14 protein-coding genes and 1 pseudogene are annotated in these 15,752 nt (G+C 66.6%); 9 read left to right on the top strand and 6 right to left on the bottom strand.

Annotated features, from left to right (window positions below; genetic code table 11):
* Nucleotides 1-16: 16 nt before the first annotated feature.
* From ACSYAO_RS20015 to ACSYAO_RS20005, 3 genes are all read right to left on the bottom strand, one after another.
* Nucleotides 17-1,552, bottom strand: coding sequence for a serine hydrolase domain-containing protein (locus tag ACSYAO_RS20015; protein WP_223224702.1), 1,536 nt, complete (start codon nucleotides 1,550-1,552; stop codon nucleotides 17-19).
* A gap of 130 nt (nucleotides 1,553-1,682) precedes the next feature.
* Nucleotides 1,683-3,209 (bottom strand): M56 family metallopeptidase, encoded by a 1,527-nt coding sequence (locus ACSYAO_RS20010; RefSeq protein ID WP_049463291.1) that lies wholly within the window; start codon nucleotides 3,207-3,209, stop codon nucleotides 1,683-1,685.
* The gene (locus tag ACSYAO_RS20005; RefSeq protein WP_049463302.1) at nucleotides 3,206-3,598 is read right to left on the bottom strand and encodes a BlaI/MecI/CopY family transcriptional regulator; all 393 of its coding nucleotides are present in this window, start codon (nucleotides 3,596-3,598) and stop codon (nucleotides 3,206-3,208) included. Before ACSYAO_RS20005 ends, ACSYAO_RS20010 begins: the two co-directional genes overlap by 4 nt.
* A gap of 358 nt (nucleotides 3,599-3,956) precedes the next feature.
* On the opposite strand from ACSYAO_RS20005, the gene rpoH reads away from it, so the two are divergent.
* The 3 genes and pseudogenes from rpoH (at nucleotide 3,957) to ACSYAO_RS19990 (ending at nucleotide 5,705) form a co-directional block, all read left to right on the top strand.
* The gene (gene rpoH, locus ACSYAO_RS20000; RefSeq protein ID WP_049428989.1) at nucleotides 3,957-4,832 is read left to right on the top strand and encodes an RNA polymerase sigma factor RpoH; all 876 of its coding nucleotides are present in this window, start codon (nucleotides 3,957-3,959) and stop codon (nucleotides 4,830-4,832) included.
* A 217-nt stretch (nucleotides 4,833-5,049) separates the two neighbouring features.
* Nucleotides 5,050-5,389, top strand: a pseudogene (locus tag ACSYAO_RS19995) (type II toxin-antitoxin system RelE/ParE family toxin).
* Complete coding sequence (locus ACSYAO_RS19990) at nucleotides 5,373-5,705, top strand: helix-turn-helix domain-containing protein (RefSeq protein WP_049401752.1); 333 nt, start codon at nucleotides 5,373-5,375, stop codon at nucleotides 5,703-5,705. The pseudogene ACSYAO_RS19995 and the gene ACSYAO_RS19990 overlap by 17 nt, the downstream one beginning before the upstream one ends.
* A 123-nt stretch (nucleotides 5,706-5,828) precedes the next feature.
* Here the strand turns inward: ACSYAO_RS19990 and purD are convergent, their stop codons facing one another.
* The 3 genes from purD to purH are packed head-to-tail and all read right to left on the bottom strand — an operon-like array spanning nucleotide 5,829 to nucleotide 9,649.
* Nucleotides 5,829-7,112 carry a phosphoribosylamine--glycine ligase gene (purD, locus tag ACSYAO_RS19985; RefSeq protein WP_049463290.1) on the bottom strand — a complete coding sequence of 428 codons (1,284 nt, stop codon included), beginning with the start codon at nucleotides 7,110-7,112 and terminating at the stop codon, nucleotides 5,829-5,831.
* Between the two features lie 58 nt (nucleotides 7,113-7,170).
* Nucleotides 7,171-8,049, bottom strand: a complete 879-nt coding sequence (locus ACSYAO_RS19980; protein WP_134951647.1) for a hypothetical protein — start codon at nucleotides 8,047-8,049, stop codon at nucleotides 7,171-7,173.
* A gap of 16 nt (nucleotides 8,050-8,065) precedes the next feature.
* On the bottom strand, nucleotides 8,066-9,649 hold the full coding sequence (purH, locus tag ACSYAO_RS19975) for a bifunctional phosphoribosylaminoimidazolecarboxamide formyltransferase/IMP cyclohydrolase (protein WP_049463288.1): 1,584 nt from the start codon (nucleotides 9,647-9,649) through the stop codon (nucleotides 8,066-8,068).
* Nucleotides 9,650-9,858: 209 nt separating this feature from the next.
* Here purH and ACSYAO_RS19970 point away from each other — a divergent pair, with 209 nt between their 5' ends.
* The 6 genes from ACSYAO_RS19970 to ACSYAO_RS19945 are packed head-to-tail and all read left to right on the top strand — an operon-like array spanning nucleotide 9,859 to nucleotide 15,659.
* Complete coding sequence (locus ACSYAO_RS19970) at nucleotides 9,859-10,476, top strand: CDP-alcohol phosphatidyltransferase family protein (RefSeq protein WP_049463301.1); 618 nt, start codon at nucleotides 9,859-9,861, stop codon at nucleotides 10,474-10,476.
* Nucleotides 10,477-10,510: 34 nt separating this feature from the next.
* A complete protein-coding gene (locus ACSYAO_RS19965) occupies nucleotides 10,511-12,262 on the top strand; it encodes a bifunctional alpha/beta hydrolase/class I SAM-dependent methyltransferase (RefSeq protein ID WP_049463287.1) in 1,752 nt (583 codons plus the stop codon).
* Nucleotides 12,263-12,285: 23 nt separating this feature from the next.
* Entirely contained in the window at nucleotides 12,286-13,590 is a 1,305-nt protein-coding gene (locus ACSYAO_RS19960) for a phosphatase PAP2/dual specificity phosphatase family protein (protein ID WP_180862765.1), read from the top strand.
* Nucleotides 13,587-14,024: a hypothetical protein gene (locus tag ACSYAO_RS19955; protein ID WP_049463285.1), complete on the top strand. Its 438-nt coding sequence runs from the start codon at nucleotides 13,587-13,589 to the stop codon at nucleotides 14,022-14,024. Before ACSYAO_RS19960 ends, ACSYAO_RS19955 begins: the two co-directional genes overlap by 4 nt.
* Before the next feature lie 13 nt (nucleotides 14,025-14,037).
* Nucleotides 14,038-14,667, top strand: a complete 630-nt coding sequence (locus tag ACSYAO_RS19950) for a lysophospholipid acyltransferase family protein (protein WP_032129554.1) — start codon at nucleotides 14,038-14,040, stop codon at nucleotides 14,665-14,667.
* Nucleotides 14,664-15,659, top strand: a complete 996-nt coding sequence (locus ACSYAO_RS19945; protein ID WP_032129555.1) for a phosphatidate cytidylyltransferase — start codon at nucleotides 14,664-14,666, stop codon at nucleotides 15,657-15,659. The genes ACSYAO_RS19950 and ACSYAO_RS19945 overlap by 4 nt, the downstream gene beginning before the upstream one ends.
* Nucleotides 15,660-15,752 lie beyond the last annotated feature (93 nt).

Raw genomic sequence — 15,752 nt, 5'->3', positions numbered from 1 at the left:
CGCCGCCAGCGATGGATCAGTGGCTCGCTGCTGGTGCGGGATCCGCGCGCCGGTAGTAGGCACGCGCGCCTTCGGCGATCACGCTCAACGCCTGCACGGTGCCATCGCCGCCGCGATGGAACAGCAGTTCCGCCCCCGCACTGCCTGCCAGGAAGCGGACGGGCGTCAGCGCCTGCAGCGCGACCGGTGCATCACGCCCGGGCAGGCGCAACTGCAGTCCAGCATCGACCGCCTGCACGTCCAGGGTCGTGACGTCGAACCAATCGGCCAGGCCGCTGCGCAGATCCATGGGCAGGGTGTCATCGAGTACGAAGCGACCGCTGAAGCGCGGATAGCCCTCCGCCAGCAATGCAGGATCCAGCGTGCGGATGACCGGCTTGGCGTTGTGGCCGAGCGCATCGGACAGGGCATTGCGGATCTCCCCACGCAGCGCGGGGCCGTTGTCGCCATTGGTCAGGATGACGAATCCATCGCCGCTCTCCGGGTAGCCTTCGATGCCGGCGTGATAGCTGTCATTGCTGCCATTGTGGAAGAAGCGGCGACTGGCACCGGTGCCGGCCAGCTCCGGTCCCAGGCCACGACCGGCCGGCGCCACTTCGCTGACCATCTGCAGGGCCAATGACTGCGGCAGCCATCCATCCTTCGTGCGGATGCTGCGCAGCAGGGCCGCGACGAACAGGCCCATGTCGTTGGCGCTGGTCCACAGCCCGGACGCCGCCTGTTCCGGAAAGCTCTGCCAGCCGCGTGGCAGGGCCTCCGGCAGGCCTTTGTTGTCGTGCGCATGGGCAACGTTGCCGTAGCCGGCAGGCAAGGGGTTCTGGTACGTGCTGCGGGACATGCCCAGTGGCGCGAACACCTCGCGACGTGCGACGTCAGCGAATGCTCTGCCCGTCAGGTCTTCGATCGCCAGCTGCACCACCGTGTAGCCGCCACCGGAATAGTCGACCTGCTGGCCGGGTGCGTGGATCAGGCGTATCGGTTCATTCTTTGCAGGCGCCAGTCCATCCAGTGTCTGCAGCAGGGTCGGCAAGCGCTCGGCGGGCTGGTAGTCCTGGAAGCCATGCACGTTGAAGCCGGCGGTGTGCGAGAGCAGCATGCGCAGGTTGATCGGCGGGTGCAGTCCCTGCGCATCGGCAGGCACATGCCAGCGGTGCAGGCGGGGATCGATGTTCTCCTCCAGCGAGACCTTGCCGGCAGCAACCAGCTTCAGGGTGGTCGCCGCAGCGCCCATCTTGCTGACCGAGCCCACCGAGAACACGGTATCGGCATCCACCGCGTCGCGCGTGCCTGCCTGGCGCAGGCCGTACCCGGCGGCGTACACCACCTTGCCATCGCGGATCACCGCAACGGCGGCACCCGGCACCTTGTAATGGGCAAGGCGTTCCTCGATCGACCACTGCGGCAGCGCCGCGCCCAGCTGCGCGGTGCTGGGGCGCAGGCCGTGGGCCATTGCCTGGGCAAAGCGCGCGGCGTCTTCTGCGCTGGCGTCAGTGGCCATCACGTGGAACGGGGTCAGGCAGACCAGCAGCGAACACAGCAACAGGCGGTTCATCATCGACATCCTTGCGGGAGTGGAAGAGGGTTGGGATCGGCGCAGGCGTTGCCACGCACGCCTGCCGCGTCCGATCGTTGCGGGTGGAACAGGTTGCCGCCGCAGCGCAGAAGGCGATGCGGCGGCGGAGTCAGCGTCGTTCGCGGCGGGCGCCCTGCGTCAGCAGGTAATCGCGTACGGCCGCGGTGCCGGCCTGGTTCAACGGTGTCCGCCAGCGGCCCAGCCAGCCGTCGGCTTCCACCCCCAGGTTGATATCGGCGCCGTGCGCGAGCAGGTACTGCACGGTGACCAGATGCCCTTCGCGCGAGGCATTGATCAGCGGCGTCTCGTCATAGGTCACGACCCGGTTGACGTCTGCACCGGCCTGCACCAGCTGCTCGACGATGGGTTGCAGGCCCAGCGCGGAGGCGACGATCAACGGATTGCCTTCGCCCAGCGCAGCGCGATCAGGGTCGGCTCCCAGCTGCAGCAGGGCGTCGACCATCACCGGATCGCGTGCGCGGATGGCCTGGATCAGCGCCGTGCCATCGCCGAGCACGCGCGCATCGAGATCGACGCCCGCCACCGCCAACGCGTGGACCTGCGCGAGGTCATGCGTGCTGGCGGCCTGGAGCAGAGTGTTGACGCGCGTATCGGAGGTGCTGGCCGCTGGTGAGGCCAGTCGTGGTGAGACAGCCACCGCGGTGCCGACGCAGGCCAGCAGAAGCAGCAGGCCCAGCATCAACAGACTGCGGCGCCGAGGGGCGTACGACGGGGCGTCCAGCAGTTGGTCGATGCGCTGCGCCAGCTGGCTGCGTGCACTGAACATGCCCAGTGCAAGCGTCGGCGCCTCTTCGCGCAGGGCCTGAAGCTGTTCGATACCGGCCAGCAGCGAGCCTGCATAGTCCAGCGGTTCGCGTGCCTGCATCGCAGCGCGTGCATCACAGGCCATTTCGCGCAGTAGCGCCAGGCGTGCCTGGGCAAGGTGCAGGAGTGGATTCCACCAGAACAGTGCTGTTCCCGCCCGCAGCAGCGTGCTTGTCCACAGATCGCGTCGATGCAGGTGTGCAACCTCGTGGCGGACGATGTCGCGCAGCACGTTGTTGTCCAGCCGTGCCAGCAAGGGGCGGGGCAGCAGGATCTGCGGGCGCCACAGGCCGACCACCATCGGCCCGTCGACGGCGCAGGTGGCGATCGTCACGTGGGCGGGCACGATGTCGGCCAGGGCCGCGCGCAGTCCGGCGGACGCCGGTTGTGCCAGCCGCCGCAGCCGGCGCGCGTGCAGCATCGCGTCCAGCAGGCGCATGCCCAGCCACAGGGTGCCCAGCAGCCACACCACTGCAAGCACTGTCGGCAGGGTCTTCGGTAGTTCGACGTAATAGATGTCGGGCTGCCGTCCAGCTTCGAAGATGGCCTCTCCCGCCGTTGCGCCTTCGCCGGGCAGGGGGTGGAACGCGGCGGCGGGCGGTGCCGGTGCAGGCAGGGTGGTCGACCAGCCCGGCAGGAAGGCGCTGAGCGGCAACAGCAGGGCTGCTGCCATCGCGGCGGTCAGCAGCCAGGAGCGCTGTTCGGCACTGAGGGCCCGCCGCCGTGCCAGCCACAGCGCGGGCAGCAGCACAACGGCAGACAACAGCAACTGCCGAAGGCCCAGTGCCATCGCCATGTCGATGAGGTTCATTCCTTCCTCCCGGCCCTGGCATCGCTGATGCGCTGCTGCAGTGCCTGCAGTTCGTTGCGGTCGATTTCGCGTTCGTCCACCAGGTGCTGTGCCAACACGTTTGGTGAGCCGTCGAAGAACTGATGCAGCAGATGGTCGAGCGCTTGCCGGCGGGCCTGCTCGCGGCTGAGCGTGGCGTGATAGATGTAGGCGCGACCTTCCTGGCGATGACTGACAAAGCCTTTCTTCGCCAGCACGTTGAACATGGTCAGCACCGTGGTGTACGCAACCGGCTTGTGTTCGCCGAGCACATCGGCCACTTCGCGCACGGAGGCTTCGCCCTTGTCCCAGAGGATGTCGAGGATGGCCTGCTCGGCCGGGGTGGGAGTCTGGGAGGCGGGGCGGGCCATGCGCATCTACGTATGAATTAGTTGATGCATCGGAGCATGCTGCCGCATGGCTGTCAACGGGTTTTTTAGTAGTAAAACATCGAGCCTGTGGCGCGCGGGGCTGAACATCTGGCAACATCCCCGCCCCTGAATGCGCCTCCAGGCCTACCCGTTCAGCTCCGCTTGACCGGAATCGGCCGGTTTCCGGTAGGTAATTGCTTGAATTCCAAGGGATTGTGAATCCCGAAAAGCGCGCTCGCCACTGTCATCAAATCGCGCTACGGTAGGGCTCTGTTTGGGACCAGTGTTGCATCAATAGGATGCTGGAACTTTTTCCTCCTTTAGCAGTCCAAATCCCGGACTGCTAAGATGGGTGCCTATGAGCCAGAACACCTCTACTGCCCTTGTGGCAAACAATCTCCCGATTCCCAGTGCGCTCGGTTCGCTGGACGCCTACATCGGTGCCGTGCACCAGATCCCGGTGCTGTCGGTCGATGACGAACAGGACCTGGCCCGTCGCTTCCGCGACGGCAACGATCTGGACGCCGCGCGCGAACTGGTGCATTCGCACCTGCGCTTCGTGGTGCACGTGGCCCGCGGCTACAACGGCTACGGCCTCGCCCTGGGCGACCTGATCCAGGAAGGCAACATCGGCCTGATGAAGGCGGTCAAGCGCTTCGACCCCGAAATGGGCGTGCGCCTGGTGTCCTTCGCCGTGCACTGGATCCGTGCCGAGATGCACGAGTTCATCCTGAAGAACTGGCGCATCGTGAAGGTCGCCACCACCAAGGCGCAGCGCAAGCTGTTCTTCAACCTGCGCAAGTCGAAGACGCGCCTGGGCTGGATGAACGCGGCCGAAGTGAGCGCGGTGGCCAAGGACCTGAACGTGTCCGAGCGCGAGGTCATGGAAATGGAGTCGCGCCTGTCCGGTCGCGATATCGGTTTCGATGCGCCGACCGACGAGGACAACGAACACGCGCCGCCGTCTCCGGCTGCGTTCCTGGTCGCCAACGACGAAGACCCGTCGATGGCCTACGAGCGTGCCGACAGCGAAGACAACCAGATGCAGCTGCTGCGCGAAGGCCTGGCCGAGCTGGATGCCCGTTCGCGCGACATCATCCGCCGTCGCTGGCTGGATGCCGACAGCAAGGTGACGCTGCAGGAACTGGCTGACGAGTACGGCGTATCGGCCGAGCGCATCCGCCAGGTTGAAGCGAACGCGCTGAAGAAGATGAAGGCGCTGTTCACCGCGTAAGGCGGGATGGCGTTGAAGCAATGAAAAGGCCCGGCATTGCCGGGCCTTTTCTTTTTGGTGGCGTTCTCATCCACGCATGGCGTGGCTCTACTCTGACGCCGGGGCGGTGGTTGCGCCGACCGGGTCATGCGCTGGATCCTGATGTTCACGCCGTACCACCAGGTGGCACGGTAAGATCATCCCACGCGTTTTCCGCACCCGAAGTTTCAATCGCAGCATGCGCAGGACCACCCTGTCCGATGCTGCGCTGTACCGGTCGGTACGTGAAATGGAAGCGGGTCTGGTGGATGCTGAGCGGCGGAATCTTCAAGAAGCGCGTTGCCTTGCCGGGGCGAGGAAAGCGCGGAAGCGCTCGAACCATCGTCGCAACACAGCGAGGCGGGCATTGGTTCTTCCTTTTCGGCTACGAGAAGAATGAACGTGCTGCAATCACGAATGCGGAACGCGATGCGCTGCAGCTGTACGCATCGGAGTTCTTGAAAATGAGTACGGCGCAGCTGAATCGTGCCGTGGAGTACGGGGATCTACAGGAGATCAGCCATGACGAAGACCTCTGAGCGACGGCGCGCGAAAAGTGCGCTTCTTGAGGCGGTGCATGATGCGGCTGTGAGTCTGCACGCACATGGCTTCATCGATAAACGTCGGTTGAGCAGCTACGAAGCGCTTTGCCTTGAGCCGGTCCCTGAATACAGCAGTGCCCAGATCCGTGCCCTGCGTGCGTCATTGCAGCTCAGTCAGCCGGTGTTTGCTGGAGTTCTCAATACCAGCGTTTCCACCGTACGCAGCTGGGAACAGGGCGAGAAGAAGCCCAGCGGACCGTCACTGAAGTTGCTTAACCTGATTGATCGGAAGGGACTCGAAGCAGTCCTGTAAAGCAAAGGCCCGGTTCTGACGGGCCTTTGCCTTTCCGTGGTGTTCAATCCACGCATGGCGTGGATCCACCCCGGCGGTGTGGCGCCTGTAGAGCCACGCCATGCGTGGCTGCGGCGCCGGACCTCACCCCTCGCGTGCGATCGCCCGCCAGCCGATGTCGTTGCGGTGGAACTCATTGGCCCAGGTCACCTTGGCCACGCCTGCATACGCATTCGCCTGCGCGTCGCGCACGCTGTCGCCCAGTGCGGCCACGCACAGAACGCGGCCGCCGGCGCTGACGACCTGGTCCTGCGCATCCAATGCCGTACCGGCATGGAACACCTTGGCACTGGCCGGCACATCATCCAGGCCGGAAATCACGTCACCGGTGATCGGTGCTTCCGGGTAGGGCTTCGCGGCCAGCACCACGCCCAGCGACGGGCGCGGATCCCAGTGTGCTTCCACCTGATCCAGCCGGCCATCGATGGCGGCTTCCACCAGCTCCACCAGATCCGACTGCAGGCGCAGCATCACCGGCTGGGTTTCCGGATCGCCGAAGCGCACGTTGAATTCGATCACCTTCGGCGCGCCGCTGGCATCGATCATCAGGCCGGCATAGAGGAAGCCGGTGAACGGGATGCCGTCGGCGATCATGCCCTGCACGGTCGGGTTCACTACCTCGCGCATCACGCGGGCGTGCACCTCCGGGGTGACCACCGGGGCCGGCGAATAGGCGCCCATGCCGCCGGTATTCGGGCCGGTATCGCCGTCGCCGACGCGCTTGTGGTCCTGCGAGGTGGCCATCGGCAGCGCATGCACGCCGTCCACCATCGAAATGAAGCTGGCTTCCTCGCCGTCGAGGAATTCCTCGATCACCACGCGGGCACCGGCATCGCCGAACGCGTTGCCCGAGAGCATGTCACGCACAGCGTCTTCGGCTTCGACCTGGGTCATCGCCACGATCACGCCCTTGCCGGCGGCCAGGCCATCGGCCTTGACCACGATCGGTGCGCCCTTCTCGCGGATGTAGGCCAGCGCGGCGTCCACGTCGGTGTGCACGGCGTAGAACGCGGTGGGGATGTCGTGGCGGGCCAGGAAGTCCTTGGCGTAGGCCTTGCTGCCTTCCAGCTGCGCGGCAGCGGCGGTCGGCCCGAAGATACGCAGGCCAGCAGCGCGGAAGCGGTCGACCACACCGGCCACCAGCGGTACTTCCGGGCCGACCACGGTCAGCGCCACGCCTTCGGCCTGTGCCAGCGCCAGCAGGCCGTCGATATCGGTGACCTTGACCGCCACGTTGCGGCACTTGTCTTCGCTGGCGGTGCCGGCGTTGCCGGGAGCCACGATCACTTCGGTGACACGGGAGGACTGGGCCAGCTTCCATGCCAGGGCGTGTTCGCGGCCGCCAGAGCCAATGACAAGTACGTTCATCACGAGATTCCAGATTGCGTGGGAAGGGAAGATCGATATCCCCGGCGGCGCGCGTGGTTCACTCGCAGCCTTCGCGTCGCAGCGATTCGGGGAAGGAATAGGCCCAGGTCTTCGGGTCCAGGGTGAAGCGGTGTTGCTGCCGGACCTGCTTGCCACCGCAGGTGGTGCCGGTTTCGTCGATCAGCAGCGGCCAGACCCGCGCGCTGCGGTCGCTGTCGTCGAAACGCAGGGCGAAATCGATGCTGAAGCGGCGGGTGCGGCAGTCATTGGCGGTGTCCGGGTCGGTACTGGCGTCGACCGTGTCGCACTCGTACTGGGCGTCATTGTCGATATGGCTGCGCACGCTGCCACTGGCCACCAGGCCGTTCGGGCCCGGCAGGATCAGCGACTGCGAGAGCAGCGAGAAGCCCTGCCCGAACCAGCCGTCCTCGACGCGGAAACCATAGAAGTCACTGCCGGCGCGGATGATGCTGGCGGTGCCGGGCTGGCCGCCGCTACCGAAGCGCTCGCCGGTCAGTTCGCTGGTCACCTCGAAGCCATCGCCCTTGGGGCGCAGCACAAAGAACTCGATGGTTCCCGGGTCGATGTGCGCGCCATCGACCAGCGCACCGCACACGGCCAACAACTGCTGCCAGCTGTCCCCGCTCACCACCGGTTGTTCCGCGCAGACCTGCCAGTCCACCGCATGGGTATCGCCATCGTCGGTCCAGCTGCCGCGCCATTCAGCGGAGAGCGTGGCGTTGCTGCCGTAGCGCTGGACCAGGAACGCCTGCAGTCGTGCGGTGCGGCTGACATGCTGCGCCGGTGAGGCGGGGGCCACTGCAGGCGCATCCACCTTCGGCGCCACGCTGGGCTCGCCGGCAGGCCTGCAGCCCGCCAGTATGGCCGCGCCCGCGAGGGCGAGGGCGGCCAGCGATTTCATTGAAACTGTGGACATCCGTGTCGCTCCAGGATCAGTGGCGGAAGTGGCGCACGCCGGTGAACACCATGGCCAGGCCATGTTCGTCGGCGGCGGCGATCACTTCGGCATCGCGCATCGAACCGCCCGGCTGGATGACCGCCTTGATGCCGGCGGCGGCAGCGGCATCGATGCCGTCGCGGAACGGGAAGAACGCATCGGAGGCCATCACCGAGCCCTCGACCACCAGGTTCGCATCGGCGGCCTTGATGCCGGCGATGCGGGCCGAGTACACGCGGCTCATCTGGCCGGCACCGACACCAATGGTGCGGTTGTCCTTGGCATAGACGATCGCGTTGGATTTCACGAACTTGGCCACCTTCCAGGCGAACAGCAGGTCGGTGAACTGCTTGTCGGTCGGCGCCAGCTTGCTGACCACCTTCAGTTCGTCGCGGGTCATGCCGCGGTTGTCCGAGGACTGCAGCAGCAGGCCCGAGCCGACGCGCTTGCTGTCGAAGTTGTTCAGGCCATCGCCGTGCGGGATGCGCAGCACGCGCACGTTGGCCTTCTTCTGCGCGTATTCCAGCGCGGCCGGCTCGTAGTCCGGGGCGATCAGCACTTCGACGAACTGGCGGTCCAGAATCACCTTGGCGGTGGCGGCGTCCAGCGGTTTGTTGAAGGCAATGATGCCGCCGAAGGCGCTGGTCGGGTCGGTGGCGTAGGCCAGCTCGTAGGCATCGCCGTTGCCGGCACCGACGGCCACGCCGCACGGGTTGGCGTGCTTGACGATGACGCAGGCCGGCGCATCGAACTGGCGCACGCATTCCCACGCCGCGTCGGCATCGGCCAGGTTGTTGTAGCTCAGTTCCTTGCCCTGCAGCTGCTGGAAGGTGGCCAGCGTGCCCGGCACCGGATACAGGTCGCGGTAGAACGCGCCGCTCTGGTGCGGGTTCTCGCCGTAGCGCAGGTCCATCACCTTCACGAAGGTGGAGTTCATCTGTGCCGGGTACTCGGTACGCGCCGGCACCGCAGCGTCGGTGGCGGTGACCGCCGACAGGTAGTTGCTGATCGCGGCGTCGTACTGGGCGACGCGGTTGAACGCGGCCACCGAGAACGCGAAGCGGGTGGCAGCCGACAGCTGGCCGTTGTTGGCCTCCAGCGAGGCCAGCAGCTCGGCGTACTGCGACGGATCGGTGGACACCGCCACGCGGGCGAAGTTCTTGGCCGCCGAGCGCAGCATGGCCGGGCCGCCGATGTCGATGTTCTCGACCGCGTCGGCCAGGGTGCAATCGGCCTTGGCGGTGACCGACTCGAACGGGTACAGGTTCAGCACCAGCAGGTCGATGGCGCCGATGCCGTGCTCGGCCATCACCGCATCATCCAGGCCCGAACGGCCCAGCAGGCCGCCGTGCACCATCGGGTGCAGGGTCTTGACCCGGCCATCCATCATTTCCGGGAAGCCGGTGACGTCGGCCACGTCCTTCACGGCCAGGCCCATGTCGCGAATGGCCTTGGCGGTGCCGCCGGTGGACAGCAGCTCCACGCCGCGTGCAGCCAGCGCGGTGGCCAGCTCGGCCAGGCCGGTCTTGTCGGAAACGGAGAGGAGGGCCCGGCGGACGGGCAACAGATCAGCAGTCATGGGACAGAATCGGCAGCGGAGCGGGGCCGATATTGTAGGCGGTGGGGGCCGGTGGCGGGCGCCGCCGGGCGAAATCGGCTGCCGGCGCGGGCCTGCGGCCCCCTTCGGCACAGCCCGGTTGGTTGCAGACTGCAAGCAATCCGATGGGGCGGCATCGCCCCGATCGGGTAGGCTGTGCCCGGACTGCCAAGGATCAGCAGGTACAGATCGTGTCGATCTATGCATTGAAAGGACGTTTCCAGGACCTGTTGCGTCCGGCCGTACGCGGCCTGTACCGCATGGGGATCACCGCCAATACGGTGACCGTGGCCGCCGCCGTGGTCTCGCTGCTGGTGGCTGCCGCCGTGTGGTGCTGCGCGCCGGCCCAGCCCCTGCTGTACCTGCTGCTGCCGCTGTGGATGCTGCTGCGCATGGCACTCAACGCGGTGGACGGCATGCTGGCCCGCGAGTTCGGCCAGCAGTCGAGGCTGGGCGCCTATCTGAACGAGCTGTGCGATGTGATCGCCGACGCGGCGCTGTACCTGAGCCTGCTCAGCGTGCCGGGCGTGCGCCCGGAAGCGCTGTGGCTGCTGGCCTGGACGGCGGCCCTGAGCGAGTACACCGGGGTGCTGGGGCTGATGGTCGGTGCCAGCCGCCGCTATGACGGCCCGATGGGCAAGAGCGACCGCGCGTTCGTCATCGGCGTGCTGGGCCTGCTGCTGGCGTTCGGCTGGGGGGCTGCGATGACTGTCACTGGCGTGGCCGCGGCCATGGCGGTGCTGTGCGTGCTGACGATGATCAATCGCGTCCGTCGCGGACTGCGGGAAGCGTCGGTTTCGCCTAATTAATCAAGCAGATACAAAAAGACAATCAGGAGATTGCATGCGTCAGGCGCAGGAACGGGAATTCCACAGCTTCGACCAGGTACCGCTGTTCTACCGGTACTGGGCGAGCACCACCGCGACCCCAGCCACCAAGGCTGTCGTGCTGCTGCATCGCGGCCATGAACATTCTGGCCGGGTCACCCACCTGGTCGATGAGCTGGACCTGCCCGACACCGCCTTCTTCGCCTGGGATGCACGCGGTAATGGCCGTTCGCCCGGCGCACGAGGCGATGCCCCGGGCTTCCCGGCGCTGGTGCGTGATCTGGACAGCTTCATCGCCCACATCGGCGCCGAGCACGGCATCGCGGTGGAAGACATCGTGGTGATCGCACAGAGCGTGGGGGCGGTGGTCGCCGCCACCTGGGTGCACGACTACGCGCCGCGCCTGCGCGCGCTGGTGATGGCTTCGCCGGCGTTCAAGGTGAAGCTGTACGTGCCGTTCGCACGCCCGGGCTTGGCCTTGATGCAGAAGCTGCGCGGCAATTTCTTCGTCAACAGCTACGTCAAGCCGCAGTGGCTGACCCACGATCCGGCGCGGGTGGAAAGCTACCGCACCGATCCGCTGATCACCCGACCGATCTCGGTGCGCGTGTTGCTGGGCCTGTACGAAGCGGCCGACCGCATCGTCGCCGATGCGCAGGCGATCAGCGTGCCGGTGCTGCTGCTGGTGTCCGGCTCGGATTTCGTGGTGCACCGTGGCCCGCAGGACCGCTTCTACGAGCGCCTGTCCAGCCCGATCAAGGAGCGCGTGCATCTGCCGGGCTTCTTCCACGACACGCTGGGCGAGCGCGATCGGGCGCCGGCGCTGGCGCGTATCCGCAGTTTCATCCAGGCACGTTTCGCCGAGCCGCTGCGCGAACTGTCGCGGCGCGATGCGCACCGCCATGGGCCGACTTTCGAAGAATCGGAGATCCTGGCCTGGCCACCGGAACGCAACAGCCTGGCCGACCTGCGCTGGCGCGTGGTACGTGGCGGCCTGCGCTTCGGCGGAACGTTGTCCGAAGGCATCGCGCTGGGCCTGCAGACCGGATTCGATTCGGGCAGCACGCTCGACTACATCTATCGCGATGAGGCGCGCGGCAAGGGCCCGTTGGGGCGCATGGTCGATCGCAACTATCTGGATGCGATCGGCTGGCGCGGCATCCGCATTCGCGGCCAGCACCTGCAGGAACTGCTGCGCGACGCTGCCCAGCGCCTGCGCGGGCAGGGCACGCCGGTGCGCGTGCTGGACGTGGCTGCCGGCCATGGCCGCTACGTGCTGGAAGCGCTGGGCCAGGGCGAACAGCGCGCCGAGCGCATCGTGCTGCGCGACTTCAGTGATCTGAACGTCACCCAGGGTCAGGCCTTGATCGAGCGCCTGGGGGCGGCCGACATCGCGCGCTTCGAGCAGGGTGATGCGTTCGACCCGGCACAGCTGGCCAAGGTCGATCCAGCACCGACGCTGGCCGTGGTATCGGGCCTGTACGAACTGTTCCCCGACAACGATGCGGTGCTGCGCTCGCTGCAGGGCATTGCTGCGACGGTGCCGGCGGGCGGCTACCTGGCCTATACCGGCCAGCCGTGGCACCCGCAGCTGGAGTTCATCGCACGCGCACTGACCAGCCACCGTGGCGGCGCCGCGTGGGTGATGCGCCGCCGTACCCAGCAGGAAATGGACGAGCTGGTGCGCCTGGCCGGGTTCGCGAAGGTGGCGCAGCGTATCGACGACTTCGGCATCTTCACGGTGTCGCTGGCGCGCCGGACCGCGTGATGGCGACGCTCGCCGCATCCCCGCTGGCCGCAGAGGGGCGCCCCTGGCGGCGCGCCCTGTTGTGGCTGGCCCTGCTGGGCCCATTCTTCTTCGCCAGCTATGGCTTCGCCAACTGGATGGCCGGCCGCCATGCCGAACTGCCGGTGATGGCGTTCGGATGGGAAACGCAGATTCCGTTCGTACCGTGGACGATCGTGCCGTACTGGTCGATCGATCTGTTCTATGCGGTTTCCTTCTTCCTGTGCCGGCAACGGTTGGAGCTGGACCGGCATGCGTTGCGGTTGTTCAGTGCACAGTTGATCGCGGTGACCTGCTTCCTGCTGTGGCCACTGCGCTTCAGTTTCGAGCGGCCGGAGATCGGCGGTGTGTTCGGTTGGTTGTTCGATGTGCTGCTGGGCTTCGACAAGCCGTTCAACCAGGCGCCATCACTGCACATCGTGTTGCTGATCGTGCTGTGGGTGAAATTCGCGCAGTACCTGCATGGGGTGTGGCGTTGGGTACTGCATGTGTGGGCGCTGCTGATCGGCGTCTCGGTGCTGACCACATTCCAGCATCATTTCATCGATATCCCGACCGGCCTGCTGGCCGGTTGGCTGTGCGTCTGGCTGTGGCCGGAGCAGGGCGCGCCACCGTTGCGTGCCTGGCGCACCGCGCGTGACGCCAGACGTTGGCGCCTGGCAGCGCTGTACCTGCTGGGGGCCGCTGCATTGCTGGTGCCGGTGGTGCTTCTGCGTGGCGCGGCGTTGTGGCTGCTGTGGCCGGTGGTATCGCTGCTGCTGGTGGCGTTGGCGTATGCGGGGCTCGGTACGGCGATGTTCCAGAAGCGTGCCGATGGTCGCCTGACCATGGCGGCACGCTGGCTGCTGGCGCCGTACCTGGGTGCGGCCTGGATCAATTCGCGGCTGTGGACGCGGCGTGCGCCGCAGCCGGTGCCGGTGATGGACGGTGTATGGCTGGGGCGTGTTCCCTGCGCTGCATTGCCGGCACCCTTGGTCGGCGTGGTCGATGCCTGTGCCGAACTGTCCTGTCGTGCACCGGGCGCGGCGTATGCCAGCGTGCCGATGCTGGACCTGGTGGTGCCCACGCCGCACCAGTTGCGCGAGGCGGCCGAGGTCATCGAGCGGCTGCGTGCGCATGGACCGTTGCTGGTGTGTTGCGCGCTGGGCTATTCGCGCAGTGCTGCCAGTGTGGCGGCCTGGCTGCTGCGCAGTGGTCGTGCCACCGATACCGATGCCGCGGTGGCGATCGTGCGCACGGCACGTCCGGGCGTCGTGCTGGGCGCGGCGCATCTGCATGCCATCACTGCTGCAGCGGGAGCACGCACGTGAGTACCGTTCCCGATCTGGTGACCATGCAGCTGCTGCTGCGGCAGGGCCGTTGGCCGGCCGGCCTGTCGCTGGGCCTGCTGCTGGTGGCGCTGCTGCTGCTCGGCACCGAACCTGGCCTGGCGATGATTGCCGCCGGCGTGTTGCTGCTCAGTGTTGCCGCGGGCCTCGCGCAGGCTTACCAGGCATGGCGGGTTGGTCTGGACGCGAGTCTGCTGCAGCTGCTGCGTAATGAAGGCCTGGACGGCGAAGCCGCCGCGCGCCGTATCGATCAGGTGCTGCATGACAGCGGCTTGCGCCGCGTATCGTCCGATGCGCCGCTGCGCGGCTGGGACCTGCGCTGGGCAGGCATGCGTCGCCTGCTGCTGCGGCAGTACCTGCTGACAGGCGTGCAGGGTGCGCTGCTGGTGCTGGCCGTGTTGTGGCCGCAGACGTGAACCGGAGGGACCGATGTTCGCTGAATTGATTGCGCGCGCCTGCAGTGGCGCGATCCATGTAGTTACCGGCGCCCGCGCGCTGTGGATCGGCTGTGCGCCGTCCAGCGAACGGCGCGTGTATTACGGCAACCACGCCAGCCATGGTGACTTCGTGCTGATCTGGTCGTCGATGCCACCGGCACTGCGGCGCCAGGTGCGCCCGGTGGCCGCGGCCGAATACTGGCAGCGCGATGGCCTGCGTCGCTACCTGATCGATGCGGTGTTCAACGGCGTGCTGGTCGAGCGCGAGGCCGGCCATCGCCAGCAGGATCCACTGCAGGCTCTGCGTGATGCGGTGGACGAAGACTGCTCGCTGATTCTGTTTCCGGAAGGTACCCGCAACGTGGGCGAAGAGCCGCTGCTGCCGTTCAAGAGCGGCATCTATCACCTGGCACGGCAACGCCCGGAGCTGGAATTCGTACCGGTGTGGATCGACAACCTGAAGCGGGTGATGCCCAAGGGCCGGTTCCTGCCGCTGCCGCTGCTGTGCACGGCCACCTTCGGTACGCCGCTGCGGCTGCAGGCCGACGAGGACAAGGCCGCCTTCCTGGCCCGCAGCCGGCAGGCGCTGCTGGACCTGGCGCCGAACGGGGGCAGGGCATGAGCTTCCTGATCGATGTGTCCGGCGACCTGGCCACGCAGAGTGTCGGTCAGCAGACCGGCCTGCTGTTTGCTGGCGTGGGTGCGGTGCTGGTGCTGGCCACGCTGGTGGCCGAGACATTGCGCTGGCGCCAGCGTGGGCAGCCCAGCGCGGTGATCGCCAACCTGGTCTCGCGCATCCGCGCGTGGTGGGTGATGGCGATCGTGGTCGGGCTGGCGCTGTTCTTCGGTCGTGCCGGGGTGATCGTGCTGTTCGCGATCATCTCGCTGTTCGCACTGCGCGAGTTCATCACCCTGGCGCCGACCCGCTCGGGCGACTACTACGCCCTGCTGGCCGCGTTCTACATCGTGCTGCCGTGGCAGTACTACCTGGTCTGGATCGACTGGTACGGCATGTACACGCTGCTGATCCCGGTCTACGCGTTCCTGTTCCTGCCGATCCTGTCGACCATTGGCGGTGATACCACGCACTACCTGGAGCGGACCGCGAAGGTGCAGTGGGGGTTGATGATCTGCGTGTTCTGCATCTCGCATGTGCCGCTGCTGCTGAACCTGCACGTGCCCGGCCATGACCCGTCGCGCAACGTGCTGCTGTTCGCCTTCCTGGTGATCGTGGTGCAGTCTTCGGACGTGCTGCAGTACATCTGGGGCAAGCTGCTGGGCAGGCATCTGATTGCGCCGAAGCTGTCGCCGTCGAAGACGGTGGAGGGCTTCGTGGGCGGTGTGCTGAGTGCCAGTGCGCTGGGTGCGGCACTATGGTGGATCACCCCGTTCACGCCGCTGCAGGCGTTCGGCCTGTCGCTGCTGATCAACCTGATGGGGTTCTGGGGCGGCCTGGTGATGTCGGCGATCAAGCGCGATCGTGGCATCAAGGACTGGGGCCACATGATCGAGGGCCATGGCGGCATGCTCGACCGACTGGATTCGGTGTGCTTCGCCGCGCCGGTGTTCTTCCATGTGGTGCGGTACTACTGGAAGGCGGGCGGCGGCGGTTGATTCTGCCGGCTTCCATCCACGCATGGGGCGGATCTACCGGTAGTGCCGGCCGCTGGCCGGCAACTGCAACATCCTGCCACCGTTCGTGGGGTT

The organism is Stenotrophomonas sp. STK16_22 (genome assembly GCF_051984505.1).
Taxonomy (GTDB): domain Bacteria; phylum Pseudomonadota; class Gammaproteobacteria; order Xanthomonadales; family Xanthomonadaceae; genus Stenotrophomonas; species Stenotrophomonas maltophilia_A.
The sequence above is the reverse complement of the archived record's forward strand: the minus strand, read 5'-3'. Positions and strand labels throughout refer to the sequence as shown.